The organism is Thalassovita aquimarina, assembly GCF_018219815.1.
Lineage (GTDB): Bacteria > Pseudomonadota > Alphaproteobacteria > Rhodobacterales > Rhodobacteraceae > Thalassobius > Thalassobius aquimarinus.
The window spans coordinates 1-20,063 of sequence record NZ_JADMKU010000018.1 but is presented as its reverse complement, the minus strand read 5'-3'; the positions used below and the strand labels follow the sequence as shown (position 1 = coordinate 20,063).

Sequence of the window (20,063 nt, the reverse complement as noted above, 5' to 3'; positions counted from 1 at the left end):
CCGGCGATTCCCGACAAACGGTGCCGTCACCCCCGTTCCCCCAGTTTGGCGGCGATCCTTCAACATAGGGTAAAAGCCGTCTGCTTTTTTACGTCCAGGAGGGGGGCGTGCCGGTTTTGCGAAACAGGAAAGGGCCCGGGGGTATCCCGGGCCCTTTCAGATCGTTACGTGCCGACGATCAAATCAGACGGTCAGCCGCCATAGACCAGCCGTGGCAGCCAGGTGATGATCTGCGGGAAGAGCATACACAGCACCAGTCCCGTGATCTGCAGGAACAGGAAGGGCAGGGCCGATTTGAAGATGTCGCTCATCGGGATTTCCGCAGGCGCCACGCCGCGCAGGTAGAACAGCGCGTAGCCGAAGGGCGGCGACAGGAAGCTCATCTGCATGTTCACCAGATAAAGCACCCCGAACCACAGCACTAGGTCGCCTTCCGATCCCAGGCCGAAGGCCTGCGCGCCAAGCGCACGGATGATCGGCACGAAGATCGGAACCGCCAGCAGCAGGATGCCCACCCAGTCGAGGAACATGCCAAGGATGATCAGGATCACCTGCATCAGGATCAGGATGCCCCACGGGCCCAGCCCCAGGCCGGTCATCGTCTGTTCGACGAATTGCTGACCGCCTTCCAGGACGTAGAGCCCGACGAAGATGGTGGCGCCGAACATGATCCAGATCACCATCGCGCTGGCCTTCAGCGTGGTCAGGCAGGCTTCGCGGATGGTTTGCCAGCTGAGCTTGCGGTGGATCGCAGCGACGACGAAGGCGCCGAAGGTGCCGATGCCGGCGGCTTCCACCGGGGTCGCGACGCCGGTGAAGATCACGCCCAGAACCACGATGATCAGGGTGATCGGGGCCGCCATGTTGCCCAGCAGGCGCAGCTTTTCGCGCGTGTCGATACGTTCCTCGACGGGGATCGGCGGGCCTTTCTTCGGGTCGATGTAGCACATCGCGGTGACGTACAGGATATACATACCCGACAGCATCAGGCCGGGCAGGACCGCGCCGATGAACAATTCGCCCACCGACTGTTCGGCCACCACGGCATAGATGATCGCCAGGATCGACGGCGGGATCAGGATGCCCAGGGTGCCGCCGGCCATGATCGAACCCATCGCGATCTTGGGGTCATAGTTGCGCTGCAGCATGGCGGGCAGGGCGATGATGCCCATCGTCACGACCGCCGCGCCGATCACGCCGACCATCGCGGCCAGGATCGTCGAGGCGATGATCGTCGCCGCCGCAAGGCCGCCTTTGACGCCGCCCATCAGCTTGTAGATCACATCGAACATCTCGTTGATGATCCCCGCCCTTTCCAGCATCGCTGCAAGGAAGATGAATAGCGGGATCGCCGAAAGCTGATAGTCGGTCATCAGCGGGAAGATCCGCGACGGCACGATGTTGAGGGTCTGCGCGTCGCCCAGGATGAACAAGAAGACGCAGGCCAGGCCACCGGTCACGAAGGCAAGCGGCAGACCGGCCATCAGCAGCACCATGAGGCTGCCGAACATGAGGGCCGTCAGCCAGCCAATTTCCATTTCAATTCCCATGGATTACGCTCCCTGAAGGCTGTTGCGGACGGCGTTGACGTCGGAGGCGAGCTTGGCGACCCCCTGCAGGATCAGCAGCGCGCCGCCCACCACGATGGCCCATTTGAACGGCCAGTAGGCGATCTGCCATTCCGAGAAGGACACTTCGTTGACGACGGTCGCGTCCATTGCGAATATCCACCCGGTGGCCAGCAGAGTGCCCGCGAAGATGAAGAAGAAGATCGAGGTGAACAGGTCCACCACCGCTTTGCGCAGCGGCGACCAGTCGGCATAGAACACGTCGACCTTGACATGCGCGTCGGTCAGCGCGGCATAGGCCCCGGCAACGAGGTACTGCATGCCGAACATCAGGAACATGCCTTCGTGCACCCAGATCGTGGGCGAGTTGAAGACATAGCGCGCGACCACTTCGTAGTAGTAGGCGATCACGGCGATCACCATCCAGTAGCTGACGAATTCCCCTGCATAGAAGGACAACCGGTCGATCGCGCCGGTCCAGCCGGTGCCGATATGATCCATGTCGTTCTTGACGTCTTCGGTTTCCAGCTGCTCCAGGCGCTGCTCGGCTTCATGTTCGATGGCGGCAAGGCTGCCAGCGGCATCTTCGTGCATTTCTTCCTGCGCGACGCGTTGCTGGGCCTGTCTGACAAGCCGGGGCAACAGGAACGCATCAACCAGCATGAAGGCGCAGATGATCATGAAGGCGTAGAAGGCCAGGTTCGCCCATTTGGCGCGATCGGCCTTGGCATCCGCCAGTGCGGGTTCGCCCGCCGTCTTGTCGGCGCGGGCCTTTTCGATCCGATTGGCGTCGTCGATCAGGGTCTGTTCGGCCTTTTCAAGCGTACGCTGGGCGCGCTTCTGCGCGAAAGTGCCTTCTTCGGCGGCGGCCAGATCGGCGCGCAACTGTTCGATCTTGCCATCGGCGGCTGCGATTTTCGGTTCCAGACGTTCGATGACACGCTGGGCGCTGTTGACCACGTTGGCGGCCTGCGATTCCGCTTCGCGGGCGCCCTGCCCCTGAGCATTGGCGAACAGGATGAAGAAAAAGATCGGCAGATACAGCAGCCCCCACAGGTTGCGCAGGTAGAGGCGGTGGAGGCCAAGAATGCCCCCCGATATCAGGATCATGTAGGCGATGGGGCTGGAATATCCGCTGGTCTGTGTCCGCCGCGCCATGATCATGGCGATAAGCGGGAAGACGATCAGCGTGCCCCAGTAGACCCAGTGAGGCAGGATGAAGCTAATGCTAGGCATGGGTGGTTCCGTTCGGTCTGTCGGATGAAGTGCGCCCCCGAGGGTGAACCGGGGGCGCGACGTTTTCAGGATGGGATCGGGATCACAGATCCAAGGTCTGCCCTTCGACCATTTCGGGCGTCACGTATCCCAGCGAACCGGACATCATGTAGTCGAGCTGGGTCTTGAACACTCGCGCGGCGTCCTTGTCGCGGTTGGCGTATTTGAACCAGATCGGCACGGCGACTTCGGTCATCAGTTCGACGTCGGTCTGGCTCAGGCGGGTGACTTGGGTGCCGTCGGCCTCGAATTTCTTCCAGGCTTCCTGGTCGGCTTTCTGGATCGCCGCGTGATGTTCGTCGGAGTAGCTCTTTACTTCCATCTCGACGAATTGCTTCATCTGCGGGCTCAGCGCGTTCCAGCTGTCCATGCCCACGGTCAGGTCCATGATGTCGACCGGCTGATACACCGACATGAAGCCCGGAGGGCCCATCGAGATGTAATCGGTCACCTGGCTGAAGCCGAGCGCATAGTTCACTGCCGGGCCGACGTAATCGGCCACGTCGATGGTGCCCTTTTCCAGCGCCGGGAAGATTTCCGAACCGGGCAGCAGCGTGGTCTTGGCGCCGAGCGCCGAGAACAGTTCGGCCACCATGCCGCCGGGCGCGCGCATCTTGCGGCCGGCGAAATCGTCGACCGAGCGGATCGGCACCTTGGAGTGGATGATGTTCGGGCCGTGATGAATCGGGCCGACGAAATACATGTTCTGCTTGGCATACAGCTCGCGCGCATGCTCCAGACCGCCCAGACCGTAGTAATAGACGTCGAATTCATGCGGGTTGCGCAGGCCCAGCGGGTAGCTGGTCAGGAACATGGCCGCGGGAATGATGCCCTGGGCATAGATGGTGAACGGGTTCACCGCGTCCAGAACGCCGTTTTTCACCGCATCGTAAAGCTGGAAATCGCCGACGACGTCTTTTGCGCCGAACGGTTCAAAGGCAAGCTCTCCGCCGGTTTTCTCGACGATGGAACCGGCCCAGTCCTTGAAGATCTGCAGGCCGATCCCGCCCGGCCACGATGTCTGAACCTTCCAGGTCGTGGTCTGGCCTGCCGCGGTCGCGAGCGACGGCGCGGCAAGGCTTGCAGCGCCGGCGGTGGCCAGGCCACCCAGGGCGGCGCGGCGGGAAATTGGTTTGCTGGTCATAATGGTCCTCCTCCCATTTTCTGCGATCTGGTCGAAATTTCTGCCATTTCGGGCCTTTCCGCAGTGATGCTATGTTACGAATATGAGGAAATTGGTAAAGTCCTTTTTCCAATTTCGGAAACAATTTTCGCATAGCTCATGCGGCGCATGGGCAAGGAAGTTTCGCCGGCGTTCAAAAAAACGGACGCCGGCGTTTTGGGCCGGCGTCCGAAATCTTCATTTTTTCAAGCGTTTCGCTTCCGTAGGGTCAGCTGACATCAAACCGGTCCGCGTTCATCACCTTGGTCCAGGCCGCGACGAAATCCTTGACGAATTTTTCCCGGCTGTCGTCCTGGGCGTAGACTTCGGCATAGGCGCGCAGAATCGCGTTAGACCCGAATACCAGGTCGACTCGTGTCGCGGTCCATTTCACGTCGCCGGATTCGCGGTCGACGATTTCATAGGAATTGCCCCCGGTCGGGTTCCACCGGTTGCCCATGTCGGTGAGGTTGACGAAGAAATCGTTCGTCAGCGTCCCGGTCTGGTCGGTAAACACACCATGCGCAGTGCCGCCATGGTTGGTGCCCAGAACACGCATGCCGCCGATCAAGACCGTCATTTCGTGAGCGGTCAGGCCCATCAGCTGAGCGCGGTCCAGCAGCATTTCCTCGGGGCTGACGACATAATCCTTCTTCAGCCAGTTGCGGAAACCATCGGCAAGCGGCTCCAGCACGTCGAAGGATGCGGCATCGGTCATCTCGTCGGTGGCGTCGCCGCGGCCCGGCGTGAACGGAACCGAGGTATCGTAACCGGCAGCCTTGGCGGCCTGTTCGATGCCGACGTTACCGGCCAGAACGATCACGTCGGCAGCGCTTGCGCCGTATTCCGCCGCGACCGGTTCGAGAACGTCCAGAACCTTGGCCAGACGGGTCGGTTCGTTGCCCTCCCAGTCCTTCTGCGGCGCCAGCCGGATACGGGCGCCGTTGGCGCCGCCGCGCATGTCCGACCCGCGATAGGTGCGGGCGCTATCCCAGGCGGTCGAAACCAGCTCGGAAACGGACAGGCCGGAGGCGGCGATCTTCGACTTGATGGCGCCGATGTCGTAGTTGTCCGGACCGGCCGGGATCGGATCCATCCAGATCAGTTCACCGGTCGGAACGTCGGGGCCAACGTAACGGGCCTTCGGGCCCATGTCGCGGTGGGTCAGCTTGAACCATGCGCGGGCGAAGGTGTCCTTGAAGTATTCCGGGTTGGCCATGAATTTTTCGCAGATGGCGCGATAGGCCGGGTCCACTTTCATCGCCATATCGGCATCTGTCATCACCGGCATCCGGCGGACCGACGGGTCGGTCGCGTCAACCGGCATATGTTCTTCCTTGATGCCGACCGGCTGCCACTGGTTCGCACCGGCGGGGCTTTTGGTCAGTTCCCAGTCATAGCCGAACAGCAGTTCGAAATAGCCCATGTCGAAAGTGGTCGGGTTGGTGGTCCAGGCCCCTTCGATGCCAGAGGTGACGGCGTTGGTCGCCTTGCCGCCCATGTTCGGGTTGATCCAGCCGAAGCCCTGGTTTTCGATATCCGCCGCTTCCGGTTCCGCGCCAAGCGCATCGGCGTCGCCATTGCCGTGCGCCTTGCCGACGGTATGGCCGCCCGCCGTCAGCGCGGCGGTTTCTTCGTCATCCATAGCCATGCGGGCGAAGGTTTCGCGCACTTGCGCCCCGGTTTTCAGCGGATCGGGGTGACCGTTCACGCCTTCGGGATTCACATAGATCAGGCCCATCTGCACGGCAGCGAGCGGGTTTTCCATCGTGTCCGGCTTGCCGACGTCTTCGTAGCGTTCGTCGGACGGCGCGAGCCATTCCTTTTCGGCCCCCCAGTAGGTGTCTATTTCCGGGTGCCAGATGTCTTCGCGGCCGAAGCCGAAGCCGAAGGTCTTCAGCCCCATCGATTCATAGGCGATGGTGCCGGCCAGAATGATCAGGTCGGCCCAGGAAACCTTGTTGCCGTATTTCTTCTTGATCGGCCACAGCAGACGGCGTGCCTTGTCGAGGTTGCCGTTGTCCGGCCAGGAATTCAGCGGCGCAAAGCGGATGTTGCCGCAACCGGCGCCACCACGGCCGTCGGCCAGACGATAAGACCCGGCCGAGTGCCACGCCAGACGGATCATCAACCCGCCGTAGTGACCGTAATCGGCCGGCCACCAGTCCTGACTGTCGGTCATCAGCGCGTGGATGTCTTTCTTCAGCGCTTCGACGTCGAGCTTCTTGAGCTCTTCGCGGTAGTCGAAGTCCGGGCCAAGCGGATTGGTCTTGGTGTCATGCTGGTGCAGGATGTCCAGGTTCAGGGATTTCGGCCACCAGTCCATGACCGCCGTACCGGTTTCGGTCATGGCGCCGTGCATCACGGGGCATTTGCCGATATCGTTGCCATCCATATCAAGTCTCCCTTTCAAATATGTCGTCTCGGTTGCGGCTGGGCGGGGCAGGCAGTTCGGTCCCTCGCTGGCCTTGCCGCGCCGTGGCGCGGATCGGCGATTCCACCCTGTTCCCGGAACCAGTCTAGGATACAAATTTCATTGGAAGAAATTTCAATTTCCGATGATTGCGATAATCTTGGGTTATGTCTTTCGCGCGCCCGCCTGTCGGTCCGACCTGTCCCGCTCGCCAAGGCGACGGCGGATCAGCCGGCGAAGGCGGCAGCCAACGCTTTGGGCATATCGAATTCGGCCAAGGCTTTCGCCCGGCCCTCGGGTGACATTTTGCGGGCGGTCTTGCGGACGATATCGACCAGCTGTTCTTCGCTGCGGGTTCCCGCGAAGGGTTGCAGATACCAGCGGATGAAGGTGAAGCAGATCGCGTCTTCCAGCGCCTGCACTTCGGCGTCCTGCTTGATGCCTTCCTTGCGCAGCAGCACACCGGCCCGGTCCTGGTCGGCGATGGAATATCCCGCATCGGCCATGATCCCGGCCACCCGTTCAGCGTGGCGGCGGGCCTGTTCCTTGCGCCAAGCGTAATACCCCGCCTTGCCGTCGGGGTAGTCCTTGCGGGGCAGCCGCCAGCGTTCGATGTGCTGTCCCCGCGCGGCGATCTGCAGCACTTCGGAGGCATCGGGAAACAGCCGGTTCAATTCCCCGGTCATCCGTTCGCCGTAAAGCAACGCGGCAGGGCGGCCGTCTTCGAGGGTCGGGTCGGCCGCATTGGCCGCATCGATCGCGGCCAGGGCATCGGTCAGGCGGGGCATGGCTGAATCCTGTTTGATGTGGCTGCCCCAGTAGGCGGTAAGCCGCAAGGGAACGCAAGCGCCTAGCGCCAGATCGGGTTGGACCAGGCGCGCCGCCCGGCCCGGTCCATCACCGATACCCGAAGCCAGGGCGAGCGTGCGAAACGGTCCAGCTTGATCGTGGCGTCGGTCAGGGATTCCCCGTGACGGGCCTCCGCCGCCGATCCGTGCCCCTGCACGATCACCGAAGCGACGGCCGAGGACTTCACCCTGATTTCCTTGTCGCTCAGCGTGATGTCGCGCAGTTCGGGGCCTTGCGAGGAATAGTAATTTCCGTCCTTCAGCGCGGTCAGGAGCGCTTCGGGGGTGTTGTGCGGTGCCTTGACCATGACCCAGCCGCCGAAATGGTTCGGTTCGCTGAAATGCGCGTCGTCGGTCGCCACGAGGTTCAGCTTGCGGCCCTCCGACAGCAGCAGATCCAGCGTGTGGAACCCGTGCGGCCGGTCACAACCCATCGCGCAGCCGTGGTTGTAGGTTTCCACCGCGTGCGCCGCATCGATCGTGCGGGCGTCTTCCATCGTCAGCCCGGACCATTCCGGGTGGGCAATGGCGACGAAGGCGCCGGCATCGCGCGCGCGCCGGGCCAGTTCCGCGCCGCTTTCCTGATCCTCGACCGGCAGGAAATGCGGTGCATCGGGCGGGGTGAAATCTTCGGGTAGGCCGACCGCGAGGATATGCCACAGCTCGCCGTTTTCCATCGCGCCGGAATGCAGTTCGGCCCCCAGGATGGTGGTGAAGTCGTCGCCTCGGAACGGTTTCGTGTCGGTGATCGGGTAGCCGTAGAGCCCGATGAAATGGTCGGTCAGTGCGATGAAATCATAACCTTCGGCCTTGTAGCGGCGGCAAACCTCGGCCGCGTCCAGAACGCCGTCGGAGCGGTTGGAATGGGTGTGCAGGTTTCCTCGGAAAAACCGTCCGGGTGCGGTGAAGAACTCGGTCATGGAGGGTCTCTATCTGATCGGTTGGAGCCGCTATGTCGCAGGAAATTCTGACTGTCGCATGACATTGGCCGTGAAGAGGGGTGCCCGATCGCGTTTCGGGCGGCTTCAGTGGTGGGCTGGAAGGGGCTCAGGTTTGATCTGTGAGGCTGTCGGAAATCCGCACAGCGTGGTCCGCGTTGGCGCTGTGGTTGGGCGGGCGACATGTGCTGGACCGTGGTGTGGCGGGCGCGGACGCCTGAAAGTCGCGGGATTCACCGGATGACTCGCCCCGGTCGAACAATCGCCCATGTTTTTTTGAATTTTTTGACTCCATCAGGAATCCCAACCTTTTCAAATGCTTCTACCCTTTAGGTTGTCGGATTTACAGGGCTTGCAATCACACGGGTATATTTTTGGGTAAAGCGAACGGGAGGTCGGACGTTATTAAGGTTACCTGGAATTCATCAATGTTGCTGTGCTCGTCGTGAAAAAAGAGATCGTCATGAATCAAAAGGGCTGCTCGGACGTCGCTTTTCCGAGTAATTGCAATGGATTGGCTCTGCTCACAGCAATGGTTGCGCAGTCGAAAACCGGGTGTGGAATTTGCGGCCTGCGCCCCCGTCTGGCGCGATTCCCGGGGAAAAGGAATGGTTGAAATGTGGAAGCCGATAGCCGTATTGGCCGCCGTCGGATCGGTTTCAGTCCACCTGATCGTGCTGTCCAGCTATTCGTCGCCGGAAGAGAATTCGTCATCGGTCAGCCTTCTGTCGAATCCCGATCAGATCGTCCAGATGGAGGGCTCCGACAAGAAAACCATCCTGATCGGACATCAAGCGAATGCCGGGGACGGCCCGGCGGTCAAAATGGCGCGGGACACGTTTTTCCGGTTTCCCGAAGGCACCCGTATCGTGTCCAAGACAGCGACCGAAAGCCTGATGATCGTCGATCTCGCTATTCCGATGGGGCGGACGGAGCTGGTCGACGAATTCCGCGCTGCAGTGAACAGCGCGGCCTATTCCTTCAAGTTGCCGAAGGGGCAGGGCGGTTCCGTCAAGATCGAGTTCTGGTCCGATGAAGGATCGGGGCAGATCGTGTTGGATGAAATTTCCGATAAAAAAACCTCAGCTTCCATCCGTATTTACGGACAAGGGCTGTTTTCAAGAACCTGACTTGAAAAAGGATGTTCCCGGGTCATCGCGCGGGTGATGTATCGCAACTGCTACCGCTTGGGAGTTCGGAATGAGTATTGCTGGGAAGGCCATCGGGGTTAAGAAGCTTCTCATTCTTCTGGTTGTGGTTTACCTGGCGGCGCTGCCGTTTCTATTCGCCGTTAAGCGCGAACGTCCGCAGCTGAGTTTCAATCACCTCGAAATGTACGACGACATCAACGCGTTGATGCAGGTCGAATTCCGGTTCCGCAAGTTGCTGGATGCGGTGAATGAATACCGACTGTCGCAGACCGAAAGCGCGCGCGAGGATATCCTGTTCCATCAGGAAATACTCGAAATCCGCACTCAAGACGGGCCGGCGAAGGAATGGGACACCAAGGACCTGCCGCGGGGCGGGTCGCTCACCGTTGTTGAATCGCTGCCGCAGATGGTTGATCTGATCGGTTCCGACGTGAAGCATTACCTGGCATCGGGCGAACCCGAACTGGGACGGGGATTGGCCGACAAGATCCAGGCCTACCTGTTCGAATTCAACTCGGAGCTGATTTTCCTGTCCGAATATTCGAACCAGGCGGCGCGGCGGCAGGAAATAAACCTTGTCGGCAATGTGCAGAGGGATTTCAACCTGCTGTTCGCCATCAACGTGATCATGATCGCGGCGCTGTCGCTGTTCGCCTATGTCCTGACCACCAAGGAACGCAAGCTGACCGAGCGCAGCAAGGAAGTGGTTGCGTCGGAGGAGAAAAGCGCGGCCAAGACGAAATACCTTGCCTCGATGAGTCACGAGATCCGCACCCCGATGCAGGGGATCATCGGGTTATCCCAAATACTGGCATCTTCCGATCTAAAGCCGGATCAGAAGAAGAATGTCGGGCTGATCGCGACCTCGGCCTCGACCCTGCTGGCGATCATCAACGACATTCTGGACATCGCCAAGATCGAAGCGGGCCGGATGGAACTGGCGCCGTCGCCGATCGATTTCCGCCAGACGGTTGAGGAAACGATCCAGCTGTGCAGTTCGATCGCCAAGGAACGCGATATCGAGTTGAGCTTTTCGTTCTCGCCCAACCTGCCCGACAGCATCCATGCCGATGGCACTCGGCTGAAACAGGTGTTGCTGAACCTGTGCAGCAACGCGATCAAGTTTTCCGCCGAGCAGATGAGCGGCAAGAAGGGCGCGGTCAAGGTGACCTTTGCAGCGCATGAACCAGGGCGCGCCTATTTCGAGGTCAGCGACAACGGTATCGGCATGTCCCGCGAAGTGGTGGAGCGGCTGTTTTCGCCCTACACCCAGGCCAGCGCCGACACCTCGGCGCGCTTCGGCGGTACCGGGCTGGGGCTGACTATTTCCAAGCAGATCGTCGAACTTATGAGCGGCCGCATTCACGTGCAGAGCGAACCCGGCGTCGGATCGACCTTCAGCGTCGATATCCCGATCAAGGAAATCGCCACCCATCAGCACAAGACAGACCTGAAGCATCAGGCGGTGATCGGTTATTTCGCGGATGACAAGGAGGCCGCGAATCTCAGCGGGCACATCAAGGTGGCCAACGGCGTCTACCAGGCGGCGCAAAGCTATGAGGATGTGATCGATCTGCTGCACACATTCGAAGTGCCGCCGGTGGTGCTGCTGCAGCAGCCGGTGAGCCAGGACCTGCTGGACAACATGATCCGGATCACAGACATCCATCCGCAGGTTCATTTCATTCTGTTGTCCGCAGCAAACGCACTTGGACTGGCGTTGCCGGACAATTGTACCGTGCTGGATACCAAGCCTCTGTTGCCGTCGAGCCTGCTCGAGGCGTTGCAGAACAGCGGCCGGACCGAAGCCCGGGGGGTGCCGGGGGATGCCGCTGACGAGGAGGCCCCGAAACAGGCCGTTGCGCGCAACCGAATCCTGTTGGCGGAGGATAACCAGATCAACCAGATGGTGCTGCGCACGCAGCTGAACCGGATGGGCTATGACGTGGATATCGTCAGCGACGGGGAGCAGGGGCTGCAGAAATGGTTGAGCGCGGGCTATGACCTGATCCTGAGCGATTGCAACATGCCGGTGATGAACGGGATCGAATTCGCCCGCAAGGTGCGGCAAACCGAAAGCGAAGAGGGCCGAGCCGAAATCCCGATCATCGCGCTGACCGCGGATGCATTCGAAGAACAGAAAGTTGAATGTCTTCAGGCCGGTATGAACGATTTCCTGATCAAGCCGACCTCGATCGAGGAACTGGGCGACAAGCTGGAATTCTGGCTGCGCAAGGGCGCTCCGCAGTCGAAGAACATGCCCCTGATGAACTAGCGGCGCGGCCGGAAGGGTCGACCGTGCGGCGGTTCGGGCGTCGCAAGGCAGGCGGTGGCAGCCTTCGCATCCGTACCGTTTCTTTGGGGCATTTTGTGCCATTTGCAGTGCGAAACGGTGCAGATGCCCGTTGCCGCCGAAACGGTGGAATCGGTGCCGGCACCGGGTTCGGTGGGACATCCGCCTTCTATGGCGCACGTCGCCGAAGCTTTTCCATCCACGCATAGAGAATGGCCATCGCGACGAGGATGATGGCGACGGCAATTACGTACCAGTTCAGCAAACCATGCTGCTTGAAGTCGCCGGGGTTGGCGATCGCGGCGGCGAGGAAAAGGACATGCCACAGGGCCATGCTCTGAACCCCGATGCGCCAGCATGACCAGCGCGGTTCAAATGAAATGAAGATATTCGAAGCCGCAAGAAGCATGCCCCATCCGGCCAGGAGCCGCGCGGTCAGCGGCCAGAGTGTCCAGGGCCAGATCGCAATCAGAACCTCAGGCGCGACGAAACCGACAAGGGCCATCGCGGCCAGTGTGATGCCCAGAATCTTGACACCTGTGCGGACAAAAAGGGGAACCTCGGCATCATTTTCCTCGGCTTTCCCGGGGTCGGCTTTGCGGTTGAAAACCCAAAGCAGTGGCACCACGACCGGCGTCACCAAGTAGAGCACCAGCCAAAGCTGAAACGGCAGATCGTCGACGGAGTACCTGTTCCAGTGCAGGATCGTCACCAGCAGCATGCTGACCGTGAAGGCCGTGACCGCCGGAAAGCCCGCGGCGACATGATGCCAACGCTTTCCGAACAGCACGTGCAGGAACAAGAAGGCGCCGCCGAGGTATCCGGCCCCGATATATGCCGCCATGACAGGCGGGTTGATCCGGTAGGCAAAACGTTGACCGGATTCTTCGGGGAAGAAGTAAAGGATAAGAAACGCGAGCAGCAGAAATGGAATGATCAGCGCGGATACGATCCTCGTTACCGAGTAGATCCGATCGTCAGCCGTTGAAGCCATTGGTAAAACCTTCCCTCACGTCCCGCTCCGCATGGATGCCGATCCCCGCAATCGCTCTGGGACGAGGGCCAAAACGGTTGGGATCACGAGCCCGCCATTGCTTTCTATCAGAAAAAGGCCGGCTTGGCTTCTAGCGCCGGGACAATTCAATCCAAGGTGCGAATGAGGTGTCGTTGTGGCGCCTGGTCCGGCCAGCGATTCCGTGCCTGTCGAATTGCATGAATTTATTCAAACTAATTTTCTGGACTTTTGTCCAAATATTTTGGTTTAGTTTGCGGGCGCCATGCAATCGGGAGGGATTCGCAGGGATTGCGTATAACGGACACAACCGGATCGGCGTCGCGAAACGGGGAAACAGGGAGGAAAAGATGAGCTACGACTTCGTAATTGTGGGAGGCGGCTCTGCCGGGGCGACGATCGCGTCGCGCCTTAGCGAGGACCCCAATGTAAAGGTCTGCCTGCTGGAAGCGGGCGGCGACGGAAAGGGCATTCTGGTGCGCGCGCCGCTTGGGGTGATCGCGATGCTGCCGGGCTATGGCAAGATCAACAACTGGGCCTTCGAGACGGTGCCGCAGCCGGGGCTGAACGGGCGTAACGGCTATCAGCCACGCGGCAAGGCATTGGGGGGATCGAGCGCGATCAACGCGATGATCTATATCCGGGGCCAGAAGGGGGATTATGACAGCTGGGCGGCCGAAGGTTGCGAGGGATGGGGCTGGGACGATGTCCTGCCCTATTTCAAGAAGGCCGAGAACAACGAGCGGCTGAACGACGACGCGCATGGCACCGACGGCCCGCTGCATGTGTCCGACGCGCAGGCGCCGCGGCCGATCTCGGAAGCCTTCGTCGAGGCCAACACCCAGATGCAGATCCGCCGCACCGAGGATTTCAATTCCGGCGACAACGAGGGCGCCGCGATCTATCAATGCACCCAGTTCCACGGCGAAAAGAACGGCGAACGCTGCTCGGCTGCAGCGGCCTACCTGCACCCGGTAATGGACAGCCGCCCGAACCTGACGGTGATCACCAAGGCGCGCGCCTCGAAGATCATCTTCGAAGGCAAGCGCGCCGTGGGGGTCGCCTATCGCGTCGGCAAGAAAACCCACGAGGTCCGGGCTGCGAAAGAGGTGATCCTGTGCGCGGGCGCGTTCCAGTCGCCGCAGCTTCTGATGCTTTCCGGGGTCGGCCGGTCGCAGGATCTCAAGCCCCATGGAATCGACATGGTGCAGGACCTGCAGGGCGTCGGGCAGAACCTGCAGGACCACCTTGATTTCATCCTGGCCTACAAGACCCGCGACACCGACAACATCGGCATCGGGCTGCGCGCCTCTATGAAACTGACCGCAGAGATATTCAAGTGGCGCAAGCACGGGAATTCGATGGTGGCATCGACCATTGCCGAGGCCGGCAGTTTCTTCAAGTCGAGCCCCGAGGTGGATCGCCCCGACCTGCAGACGCATTTCGTGATCTCGATCGTCGACGATCACGCGCGCAAGCTGCATCTGGGACATGGCTATTCCTGCCATGTCTGCAACCTGCGCCCCTATTCACGCGGCGAGGTGTTCCTGAAGTCGGCCGATCCGATGGACGCGCCGGGGATCGACCCGAAGTTCCTGTCCGATGACCGCGATCTCGACATCATGATCAAGGGCGCCAAGAAAACGCGCGAAATCCTCATGGCGCCGGCGATGAAGAAATACGTCAAGCAGGAACTGTTCGGCACCCATGACAACATGACGGACAAAGAGTGGGAAGAGGCGATCCGCAACCGCGCAGATACCGTCTACCACCCGGTCGGGACCTGCAAGATGGGGGTCGATGACACGGCCGTGGTCGATCCGGCGCTGAAGGTGCGGGGGCTCGAAGGTCTGCGCGTTGCGGACGCTTCGATCATGCCGCGCCTCGTATCGGGCAACACCAATGCACCGTCGATCATGATCGGCGAGAAATGCGCAGACATGATCAAGGCCGAATACGCCGCCTGATCCCACCCATTCGCCTGCGCCCGTGAGGGGCAGGCGCATCCGCTTTGAGACCAATAGGGAGTTAAACACATGCTGGGTTCGATGATGCGAAAAGAGCTGCTGATCAGTGACCTGATCGTGCATGCCGGAAAATACCACGCCGATACCGAAATCGTCAGCCGCGAGACGATCGGCGACATGCACCACACCAACTGGGGCGAGGTTGCCGCCGCTTCGCGCAAACTGGCGTCTGCGCTGGGCAAGCTGGGCCTGTCCATGGGGGACCGGGTCGCCACGCTGGCCTGGAACAACCACCGCCACCTGAAAATCTGGTTCGCCGTGTCCGGTGCCGGCATGGTGTGCCACACTTTGAACCCGCGGTTGGCGCCGCAGCAGTTCATCTTCATCTGCAACGATGCCGCCGACAAGGCGATCTTCTTCGACAAGACCTTCATGCCGCTGATCACCGGCACGAAGGAGCACCTGAATACGATCGAGCACTTCATTTTCATGGGGCCCCGCGATGAAGACGTCGCCGCCACCCTGCCCGAAGCGATCTTCTTCGATGAACTTATCGAGACGGGCGCCGACGACTACGACTGGCCGCAGTTCAGCGAGGATACGCCGTGTTCGCTCTGTTACACCTCGGGGACCACGGGCAATCCGAAGGGAGTGCTTTACTACAACCGCTCGACGATGCTGCACACCTTCGCCATCAGCCTGCCGGACGGGTTGAGCCTGTCGTCGCAGGAAGTCATCCTGCCGGTGGTGCCGATGTTCCACGCCAATGCCTGGGGCATCCCCTATGCCGCGGCGATGACCGGCGCCAAGCTGGTGATGCCGGGGCCGATGCTGGATGGAGACAGCCTTTTGGGTCTTATCGACGACCAGAAGGTGACGCTGGCGCTGGGCGTGCCGACGATCTGGATGATGCTTCTGGCCGCGGCCGAAAAGTCGGGTTCGAAGATGGAGACGCTGAAGCGCAACGTGATCGGCGGGTCCGCAGCGGCGCCGTCGATGATCGCCAGCTTCCGCGAAAAATACGACTGCGATACGATCCACGCCTGGGGCATGACCGAAACCTCGCCGCTTGGCACCTCCAACCGGCCCAAGGGTAAGCACTCGGATCTCGATGACGACGCGATGGCGCTTCTGCGGCTGGGACAGGGGCGTCCGCCCTTCGGCATCGATCTGCGCATCGTTGACGAAGAGGGCAACGCGCTTCCCCATGACGGGAAGGCGGAGGGCGCGCTGCAATGCCGGGGTCACTGGGTAGTCGATACCTATTTCGGCAAGGAGGACAGCGCCCTGACCGACGATGGCTGGTTCGACACGGGCGATGTTTCCACCATCGACGAAGACGGCTTCATGGTGATCCGCGATCGCACCAAGGACATCATCAAGTCGGGCGGCGAATGGATTTCCTCGGTCGATCTGGAAAACATCGCGGTGTCGCATCCGGGCGTGGCGATGGCCGCGGCCATCGGCGCCAAGCATCCGAAATGGGATGAACGCCCGATGATCGTCGCGGTGAAGGCCGAGGGCGCTGATCCGAGCGAGGAAGAAATCATCGCCTTGTTCGAAGGCAAGGTCGCCAAGTGGCAAGTGCCGGATGCCGTGGTGTTCAGTGACGCGATCCCGTTGAATGCTACCGGCAAGATGCTGAAGAACCAGCTGCGCGACCAGTTTGGCAACACCCTGATCGAGAGGGGACTGGCAGATGCTTGACGCCGCACAAGTGACGCTTGATGACCAGGACGCCTTGTTCGAGCACTACGAGGCCGCACTGGCCGACTTGGACGCGAACAAGGATAAATGGGCCCGGCTGCCGATCCCGGAACGCATCCGGCTTCTGTCCGAGATGAAAGACGGGATCATGAAGGTCGCCAAGGGCTGGGCCGAGGAAGCCGCGCGCAAGAAGGGCCTGAAGCCGGACACGGCGGTGGCCGGCGAAGAATGGATCGGCGGTCCCTATGCGACGATGGCGGGCTGCAACGGGCTGATCAGCACGCTTTCCCAGATGGAAGGCAAGGCGTTCATCGACCATTTGCCCACCCGTGAACTGGCCACCGGCCAGCTGGGCGTGAAGGTGCTGCCGCATTCGATCTGGGATCACCTGCTGTTATCGGGTGTGTCGGCCGAGGTCTGGATGCAGAAAGGCGTGTCGGAGGCAAACCTGAAGGACCATGTCGCCACCGCCTATGACACGCCCGAGGCCCGCCGCAAGGGCAAGGTCGCGCTGGTGCTGGGCGCGGGCAACGTGAACGCGATCACGCCGCTCGACGTGCTGCAAAAGCTCTACCTCGAGAACCAGGTGGTGATCCTGAAGATGAACCCGGTCAACGACTACCTGACCGATTACTACAAGATCGCGATGAAACCCTTCATCGACGAAGGCTATCTGCGCATCGTCAAGGGCGATGCCACGGGCGGCGCGTATCTGTGCGAACATCCCGTGGTGGAAGAGCTGCACATCACCGGCGCGGAAACCACCCATGACGCGATCGTCTGGGGTGTCGGCGAAGAGGGCGAAAAGAACCGCAAGGCGGGCACCCCCAAAAACGCCAAGCGCTTCACCTCCGAGCTCGGCTCGGTCAGCCCGACCATCGTGGTGCCCGGACCGTGGAGCGCGGCCGACATCCGGTTCCAGGCCGAAAACATCGCCACCATGAAGCTGCACAACTCGGGTCATAACTGCATCGCCTGCCAGGCGCTGATCATGCCCAAAGGCTGGGCCAAGGGCGCCGGCCTGATCGAGGCGCTCAAGAAGGTTGCCGCAGGATCGACCCGCCCGGCGTGGTATCCGGGCGCCATCGAGCGGCTTGAGGCCCACAAGGCGAATGGAGGCGATGTCGAAACCGTCGGCCGTGGCGAGGTCGCGCCGCCGCTGGTGATCAGCGATCTGTCAGAGCACCTGCAGAACCGAAAGACCGAGGTCTTCGGTCCCGCTCTCGGCACCATCGATATCGACGCGCCCGATCCCGCGACCTATCTCGAAAATGCGATCGCGTTCGCCAACGACGAACTCTGGGGGACGCTGGGGGCAAACATCCTGATCCATCCGAAGACGATCCGGCAGATCGGAAAGGCCCGGTTCGAGCAGATCGTGGCCAAGCTGCGATACGGCACCATCGGGATCAACGGCTGGTGCGGACTGGGCTTCCTGATCACCGCCTGCCCCTGGGGCGCGTTTCCCGGTCACACACTCGACGACATCGGTTCGGGGATCGGCACGGTGCACAATTCCTTCATGCTGGAAGATACCGAACGCGTGGTGGTCAAGGCGCCCTGGCGGCCGTTCCCGCGCGGCCTTCTGTCGCTGCAGTTCACCCTGCTGCCGCGCCCGCCGTTCTTCATTACCAACAAGCGCCAGCACAAGATCGGCGAGGCGCTGACGGCGTTCCAGCATAAGCCGAGCTGGCTGAAACTGCCCGGCATCTTCTTCCACGCGTTGCTGGGCTGACATTCCCAACCCGGGCGGAAAAGGTTGCGTTCCGCCCGGATCGAAGCCATGTGAGTGCCATGAACGAAGTGCCGTCCAAACTAAAGGCCCGCGCCGCCCGCAAAAGCGCCAAGCGTGAGGAAAAGAAGCGCCAGATCGCCGAAAGCGCGATCAAGGCGCTGAAAGAGCTGGGCTATGCCAATACCGGCCTGCGCGACATCGCCGAGAAAAACGACCTGTCGCTGGGCATGCTGCACTATTACTTCGAAGACCGCACGGCGCTGATCATCTATTGCGTCTCGATCTACAAAGAAGTGTTCGTGCGCAATATCAGCGAGGCGCTGGAAAAGGCCGAGGGGCGCGAGGAGGTCATCGAGGCATTTTCCGAAGCGTTGGTGTACTCGATCGTCGACGACGAGACGACACACCGGTTGTGGTATGACATCCGGGCACAGGCCATGTTCGACGAAACCTTCCGCCCCATCGTCGATGAAATCGAAAAGAAGCTGATCGGGATCGTCCGGACGGCCTTTGAAAAGGCCGGTCAGGACGTGCCGGAAAACATCGAGATCTCCTATGCGCTGCTCGACGGGGTCTTCCGGTACCTGATGCAGGGGCAGATCGGAAAAAACCGGAAATCCCGCGAGGAACTTATCCAGGCCTTCCGGACTCTGCTCGGCCAGTTCTTTTAACAGGCGCATCGCGGGGAACGGCGGGTTGGGCCGCAAAAAGCCGTCTGCATGTCAGCGGCAATCACCCTGACAGAAGGGTAGGTTTGCGTCTGCTTTTCAAGGGGGATTTGGTGGAGCCTAGGGGGAACCCGGGCAAGCCACTAACTTATTGATACTTAACGATATGGCGGTGCTGTGTTTGCTTGTGTGTCACACTGTAGTGTCACACTCCGGGGCGGCGCAATCACTTTCCTTGGCCAATATAAGAACACAAGCTAGCATGCCTATTCGAATAATTTCATTGAGGTGTTCAGAATGCGGTTTGTAGAGGGGCACGAGTATTCGCGGCAAAAAGATATCCACGCCAACTATGCCGGACAGGAGAGGGGTGGAATATCAACTCCTCCAGATCATCCCTATGTCTTCATCTTTACGGGTAAAAACGGAAAGAACTATGGGTACGAGGATGGTTGGAAGGGAGAAAATATCTTCCTATACACGGGCGAAGGACAGAAGGGGAATATGCGGTTTGTCAGGGGCAACGCTGCTGTTCGTGACCACGTCGCTAATGGTAAAGAGTTGTTGCTGTTTGAAGCCTTAGGGCATTCCAAGCCTGTTCGTTTTATAGGGAATTTTGCGTGCCAGTCGTGGGACACATACCAGGGTACAGATAACAATAATGATCTTCGAGAGTGTATCAGGTTTCACCTGGTCAAACTCACACCCGATATGGAGCCCAGTCCAGATGAAGCAATTCCTGTACGGGGTGATGCCGGTCTCATTGACCTTAGGGAGCGTGCGATGCGTGCAGCCGTTTCGTCGCCATCCAAGAATTGGGCTAATGCTCCAGCATCATACAGAGCGAGAAGCAGGGCAGTCAGAGAATATGTGTTGGCGAGGGCAGGTGGGAGGTGTGAACTCACTGGGAAACCCGCACCATTCCTTACCAAGTCTGGCCAACCCTACTTGGAGGTGCATCATACGCGACGTTTGTCTGACGATGGCCCTGATGATCCACGGTTCGTTGCCGCAATAGATCCAACTGTACACCGTCAAATCCACTTCGGTGAGAATGGAAACGCCTTGAATGCCGAGTTGATTGAAAAGCTGCGAACCATCGAGCCAGAACAGTAGTGAAGTGTTACAAGTGTTGTCGGCCCAGGGGGGTGGAGCGTGGCCAGTACATAGTATGAAGGTATGTACGAAGTTGTATATATATATCGGTAGGTTGTGATGCTTTTAGGTGGGTATTTGCATTACTAATAAACTAGGGTCAGGACTCATAGCCAATAGATGACGGTTGCAGCGAGCGCGATTGCGGAGAGGAAGACCTTCGGGCACCTG

General features: G+C 60.3%; 14 protein-coding genes. 7 read left to right on the top strand and 7 right to left on the bottom strand.

What is annotated here, in order from left to right; genetic code table 11:
* Positions 1–191: 191 nt before the first annotated feature.
* The 6 genes from IT775_RS16635 to IT775_RS16610 form a co-directional block, all read right to left on the bottom strand.
* The gene (locus IT775_RS16635; RefSeq protein ID WP_212702358.1) at positions 192–1,550 is read right to left on the bottom strand and encodes a TRAP transporter large permease; all 1,359 of its coding nucleotides are present in this window, start codon (positions 1,548–1,550) and stop codon (positions 192–194) included.
* A 3-nt stretch (positions 1,551–1,553) separates the two neighbouring features.
* On the bottom strand, positions 1,554–2,804 hold the full coding sequence (locus tag IT775_RS16630; protein ID WP_212702357.1) for a TRAP transporter small permease subunit: 1,251 nt from the start codon (positions 2,802–2,804) through the stop codon (positions 1,554–1,556).
* Positions 2,805–2,886: 82 nt separating this feature from the next.
* The gene (gene dctP, locus IT775_RS16625; RefSeq protein WP_212702356.1) at positions 2,887–3,987 is read right to left on the bottom strand and encodes a TRAP transporter substrate-binding protein DctP; all 1,101 of its coding nucleotides are present in this window, start codon (positions 3,985–3,987) and stop codon (positions 2,887–2,889) included.
* Positions 3,988–4,234: 247 nt separating this feature from the next.
* A complete protein-coding gene (gene katG / locus IT775_RS16620) occupies positions 4,235–6,400 on the bottom strand; it encodes a catalase/peroxidase HPI (RefSeq protein ID WP_212702355.1) in 2,166 nt (721 codons plus the stop codon).
* A 245-nt stretch (positions 6,401–6,645) separates the two neighbouring features.
* A complete protein-coding gene (locus tag IT775_RS16615) occupies positions 6,646–7,206 on the bottom strand; it encodes a DUF4202 domain-containing protein (RefSeq protein ID WP_212702354.1) in 561 nt (186 codons plus the stop codon).
* Positions 7,207–7,268: 62 nt separating this feature from the next.
* Positions 7,269–8,186: a PHP domain-containing protein gene (locus tag IT775_RS16610; protein WP_212702353.1), complete on the bottom strand. Its 918-nt coding sequence runs from the start codon at positions 8,184–8,186 to the stop codon at positions 7,269–7,271.
* A gap of 635 nt (positions 8,187–8,821) precedes the next feature.
* Here IT775_RS16610 and IT775_RS16605 point away from each other — a divergent pair.
* Together IT775_RS16605 and IT775_RS16600 are read left to right on the top strand one after the other, a co-directional pair.
* Positions 8,822–9,334: a hypothetical protein gene (locus IT775_RS16605; RefSeq protein ID WP_212702352.1), complete on the top strand. Its 513-nt coding sequence runs from the start codon at positions 8,822–8,824 to the stop codon at positions 9,332–9,334.
* 70 nt (positions 9,335–9,404) lie between these two features.
* Complete coding sequence (locus IT775_RS16600) at positions 9,405–11,630, top strand: ATP-binding protein (protein WP_212702351.1); 2,226 nt, start codon at positions 9,405–9,407, stop codon at positions 11,628–11,630.
* 187 nt (positions 11,631–11,817) lie between these two features.
* On the opposite strand, the gene IT775_RS16595 is transcribed toward IT775_RS16600, so the two are convergent.
* Positions 11,818–12,642, bottom strand: a complete 825-nt coding sequence (locus tag IT775_RS16595; RefSeq protein ID WP_212702350.1) for a hypothetical protein — start codon at positions 12,640–12,642, stop codon at positions 11,818–11,820.
* A gap of 368 nt (positions 12,643–13,010) precedes the next feature.
* Between IT775_RS16595 and IT775_RS16590 the strand changes: the two genes are divergently transcribed.
* From IT775_RS16590 to IT775_RS16570, 5 genes are all read left to right on the top strand, one after another.
* Positions 13,011–14,627 carry a GMC family oxidoreductase gene (locus tag IT775_RS16590; RefSeq protein ID WP_212702349.1) on the top strand — a complete coding sequence of 539 codons (1,617 nt, stop codon included), beginning with the start codon at positions 13,011–13,013 and terminating at the stop codon, positions 14,625–14,627.
* A gap of 69 nt (positions 14,628–14,696) precedes the next feature.
* The gene (locus IT775_RS16585; RefSeq protein ID WP_212702348.1) at positions 14,697–16,334 is read left to right on the top strand and encodes a long-chain-fatty-acid--CoA ligase; all 1,638 of its coding nucleotides are present in this window, start codon (positions 14,697–14,699) and stop codon (positions 16,332–16,334) included.
* Positions 16,327–18,069: an aldehyde dehydrogenase family protein gene (locus IT775_RS16580; protein WP_212702347.1), complete on the top strand. Its 1,743-nt coding sequence runs from the start codon at positions 16,327–16,329 to the stop codon at positions 18,067–18,069. The genes IT775_RS16585 and IT775_RS16580 overlap by 8 nt, the downstream gene beginning before the upstream one ends.
* Positions 18,070–18,128: 59 nt before the next feature.
* Positions 18,129–18,740 carry a TetR/AcrR family transcriptional regulator gene (locus IT775_RS16575; RefSeq protein WP_246525675.1) on the top strand — a complete coding sequence of 204 codons (612 nt, stop codon included), beginning with the start codon at positions 18,129–18,131 and terminating at the stop codon, positions 18,738–18,740.
* 294 nt (positions 18,741–19,034) lie between these two features.
* Positions 19,035–19,853, top strand: coding sequence for an SRA domain-containing endonuclease (locus IT775_RS16570; protein ID WP_212702345.1), 819 nt, complete (start codon positions 19,035–19,037; stop codon positions 19,851–19,853).
* Positions 19,854–20,063: the final 210 nt, after the last annotated feature.

Coding starts and splice junctions, on each gene's coding strand:
- IT775_RS16635 (WP_212702358.1), bottom strand. CDS start 1,550: ATGGGAATTGAAATGGAAATTGGCTGGCTGACGGCCCTCATGTTCGGC.
- IT775_RS16630 (WP_212702357.1), bottom strand. CDS start 2,804: ATGCCTAGCATTAGCTTCATCCTGCCTCACTGGGTCTACTGGGGCACG.
- dctP (WP_212702356.1), bottom strand. CDS start 3,987: ATGACCAGCAAACCAATTTCCCGCCGCGCCGCCCTGGGTGGCCTGGCC.
- katG (WP_212702355.1), bottom strand. CDS start 6,400: ATGGATGGCAACGATATCGGCAAATGCCCCGTGATGCACGGCGCCATG.
- IT775_RS16615 (WP_212702354.1), bottom strand. CDS start 7,206: ATGCCCCGCCTGACCGATGCCCTGGCCGCGATCGATGCGGCCAATGCG.
- IT775_RS16610 (WP_212702353.1), bottom strand. CDS start 8,186: ATGACCGAGTTCTTCACCGCACCCGGACGGTTTTTCCGAGGAAACCTG.
- IT775_RS16605 (WP_212702352.1), top strand. CDS start 8,822: ATGTGGAAGCCGATAGCCGTATTGGCCGCCGTCGGATCGGTTTCAGTC.
- IT775_RS16600 (WP_212702351.1), top strand. CDS start 9,405: ATGAGTATTGCTGGGAAGGCCATCGGGGTTAAGAAGCTTCTCATTCTT.
- IT775_RS16595 (WP_212702350.1), bottom strand. CDS start 12,642: ATGGCTTCAACGGCTGACGATCGGATCTACTCGGTAACGAGGATCGTA.
- IT775_RS16590 (WP_212702349.1), top strand. CDS start 13,011: ATGAGCTACGACTTCGTAATTGTGGGAGGCGGCTCTGCCGGGGCGACG.
- IT775_RS16585 (WP_212702348.1), top strand. CDS start 14,697: ATGCTGGGTTCGATGATGCGAAAAGAGCTGCTGATCAGTGACCTGATC.
- IT775_RS16580 (WP_212702347.1), top strand. CDS start 16,327: ATGCTTGACGCCGCACAAGTGACGCTTGATGACCAGGACGCCTTGTTC.
- IT775_RS16575 (WP_246525675.1), top strand. CDS start 18,129: ATGAACGAAGTGCCGTCCAAACTAAAGGCCCGCGCCGCCCGCAAAAGC.
- IT775_RS16570 (WP_212702345.1), top strand. CDS start 19,035: ATGCGGTTTGTAGAGGGGCACGAGTATTCGCGGCAAAAAGATATCCAC.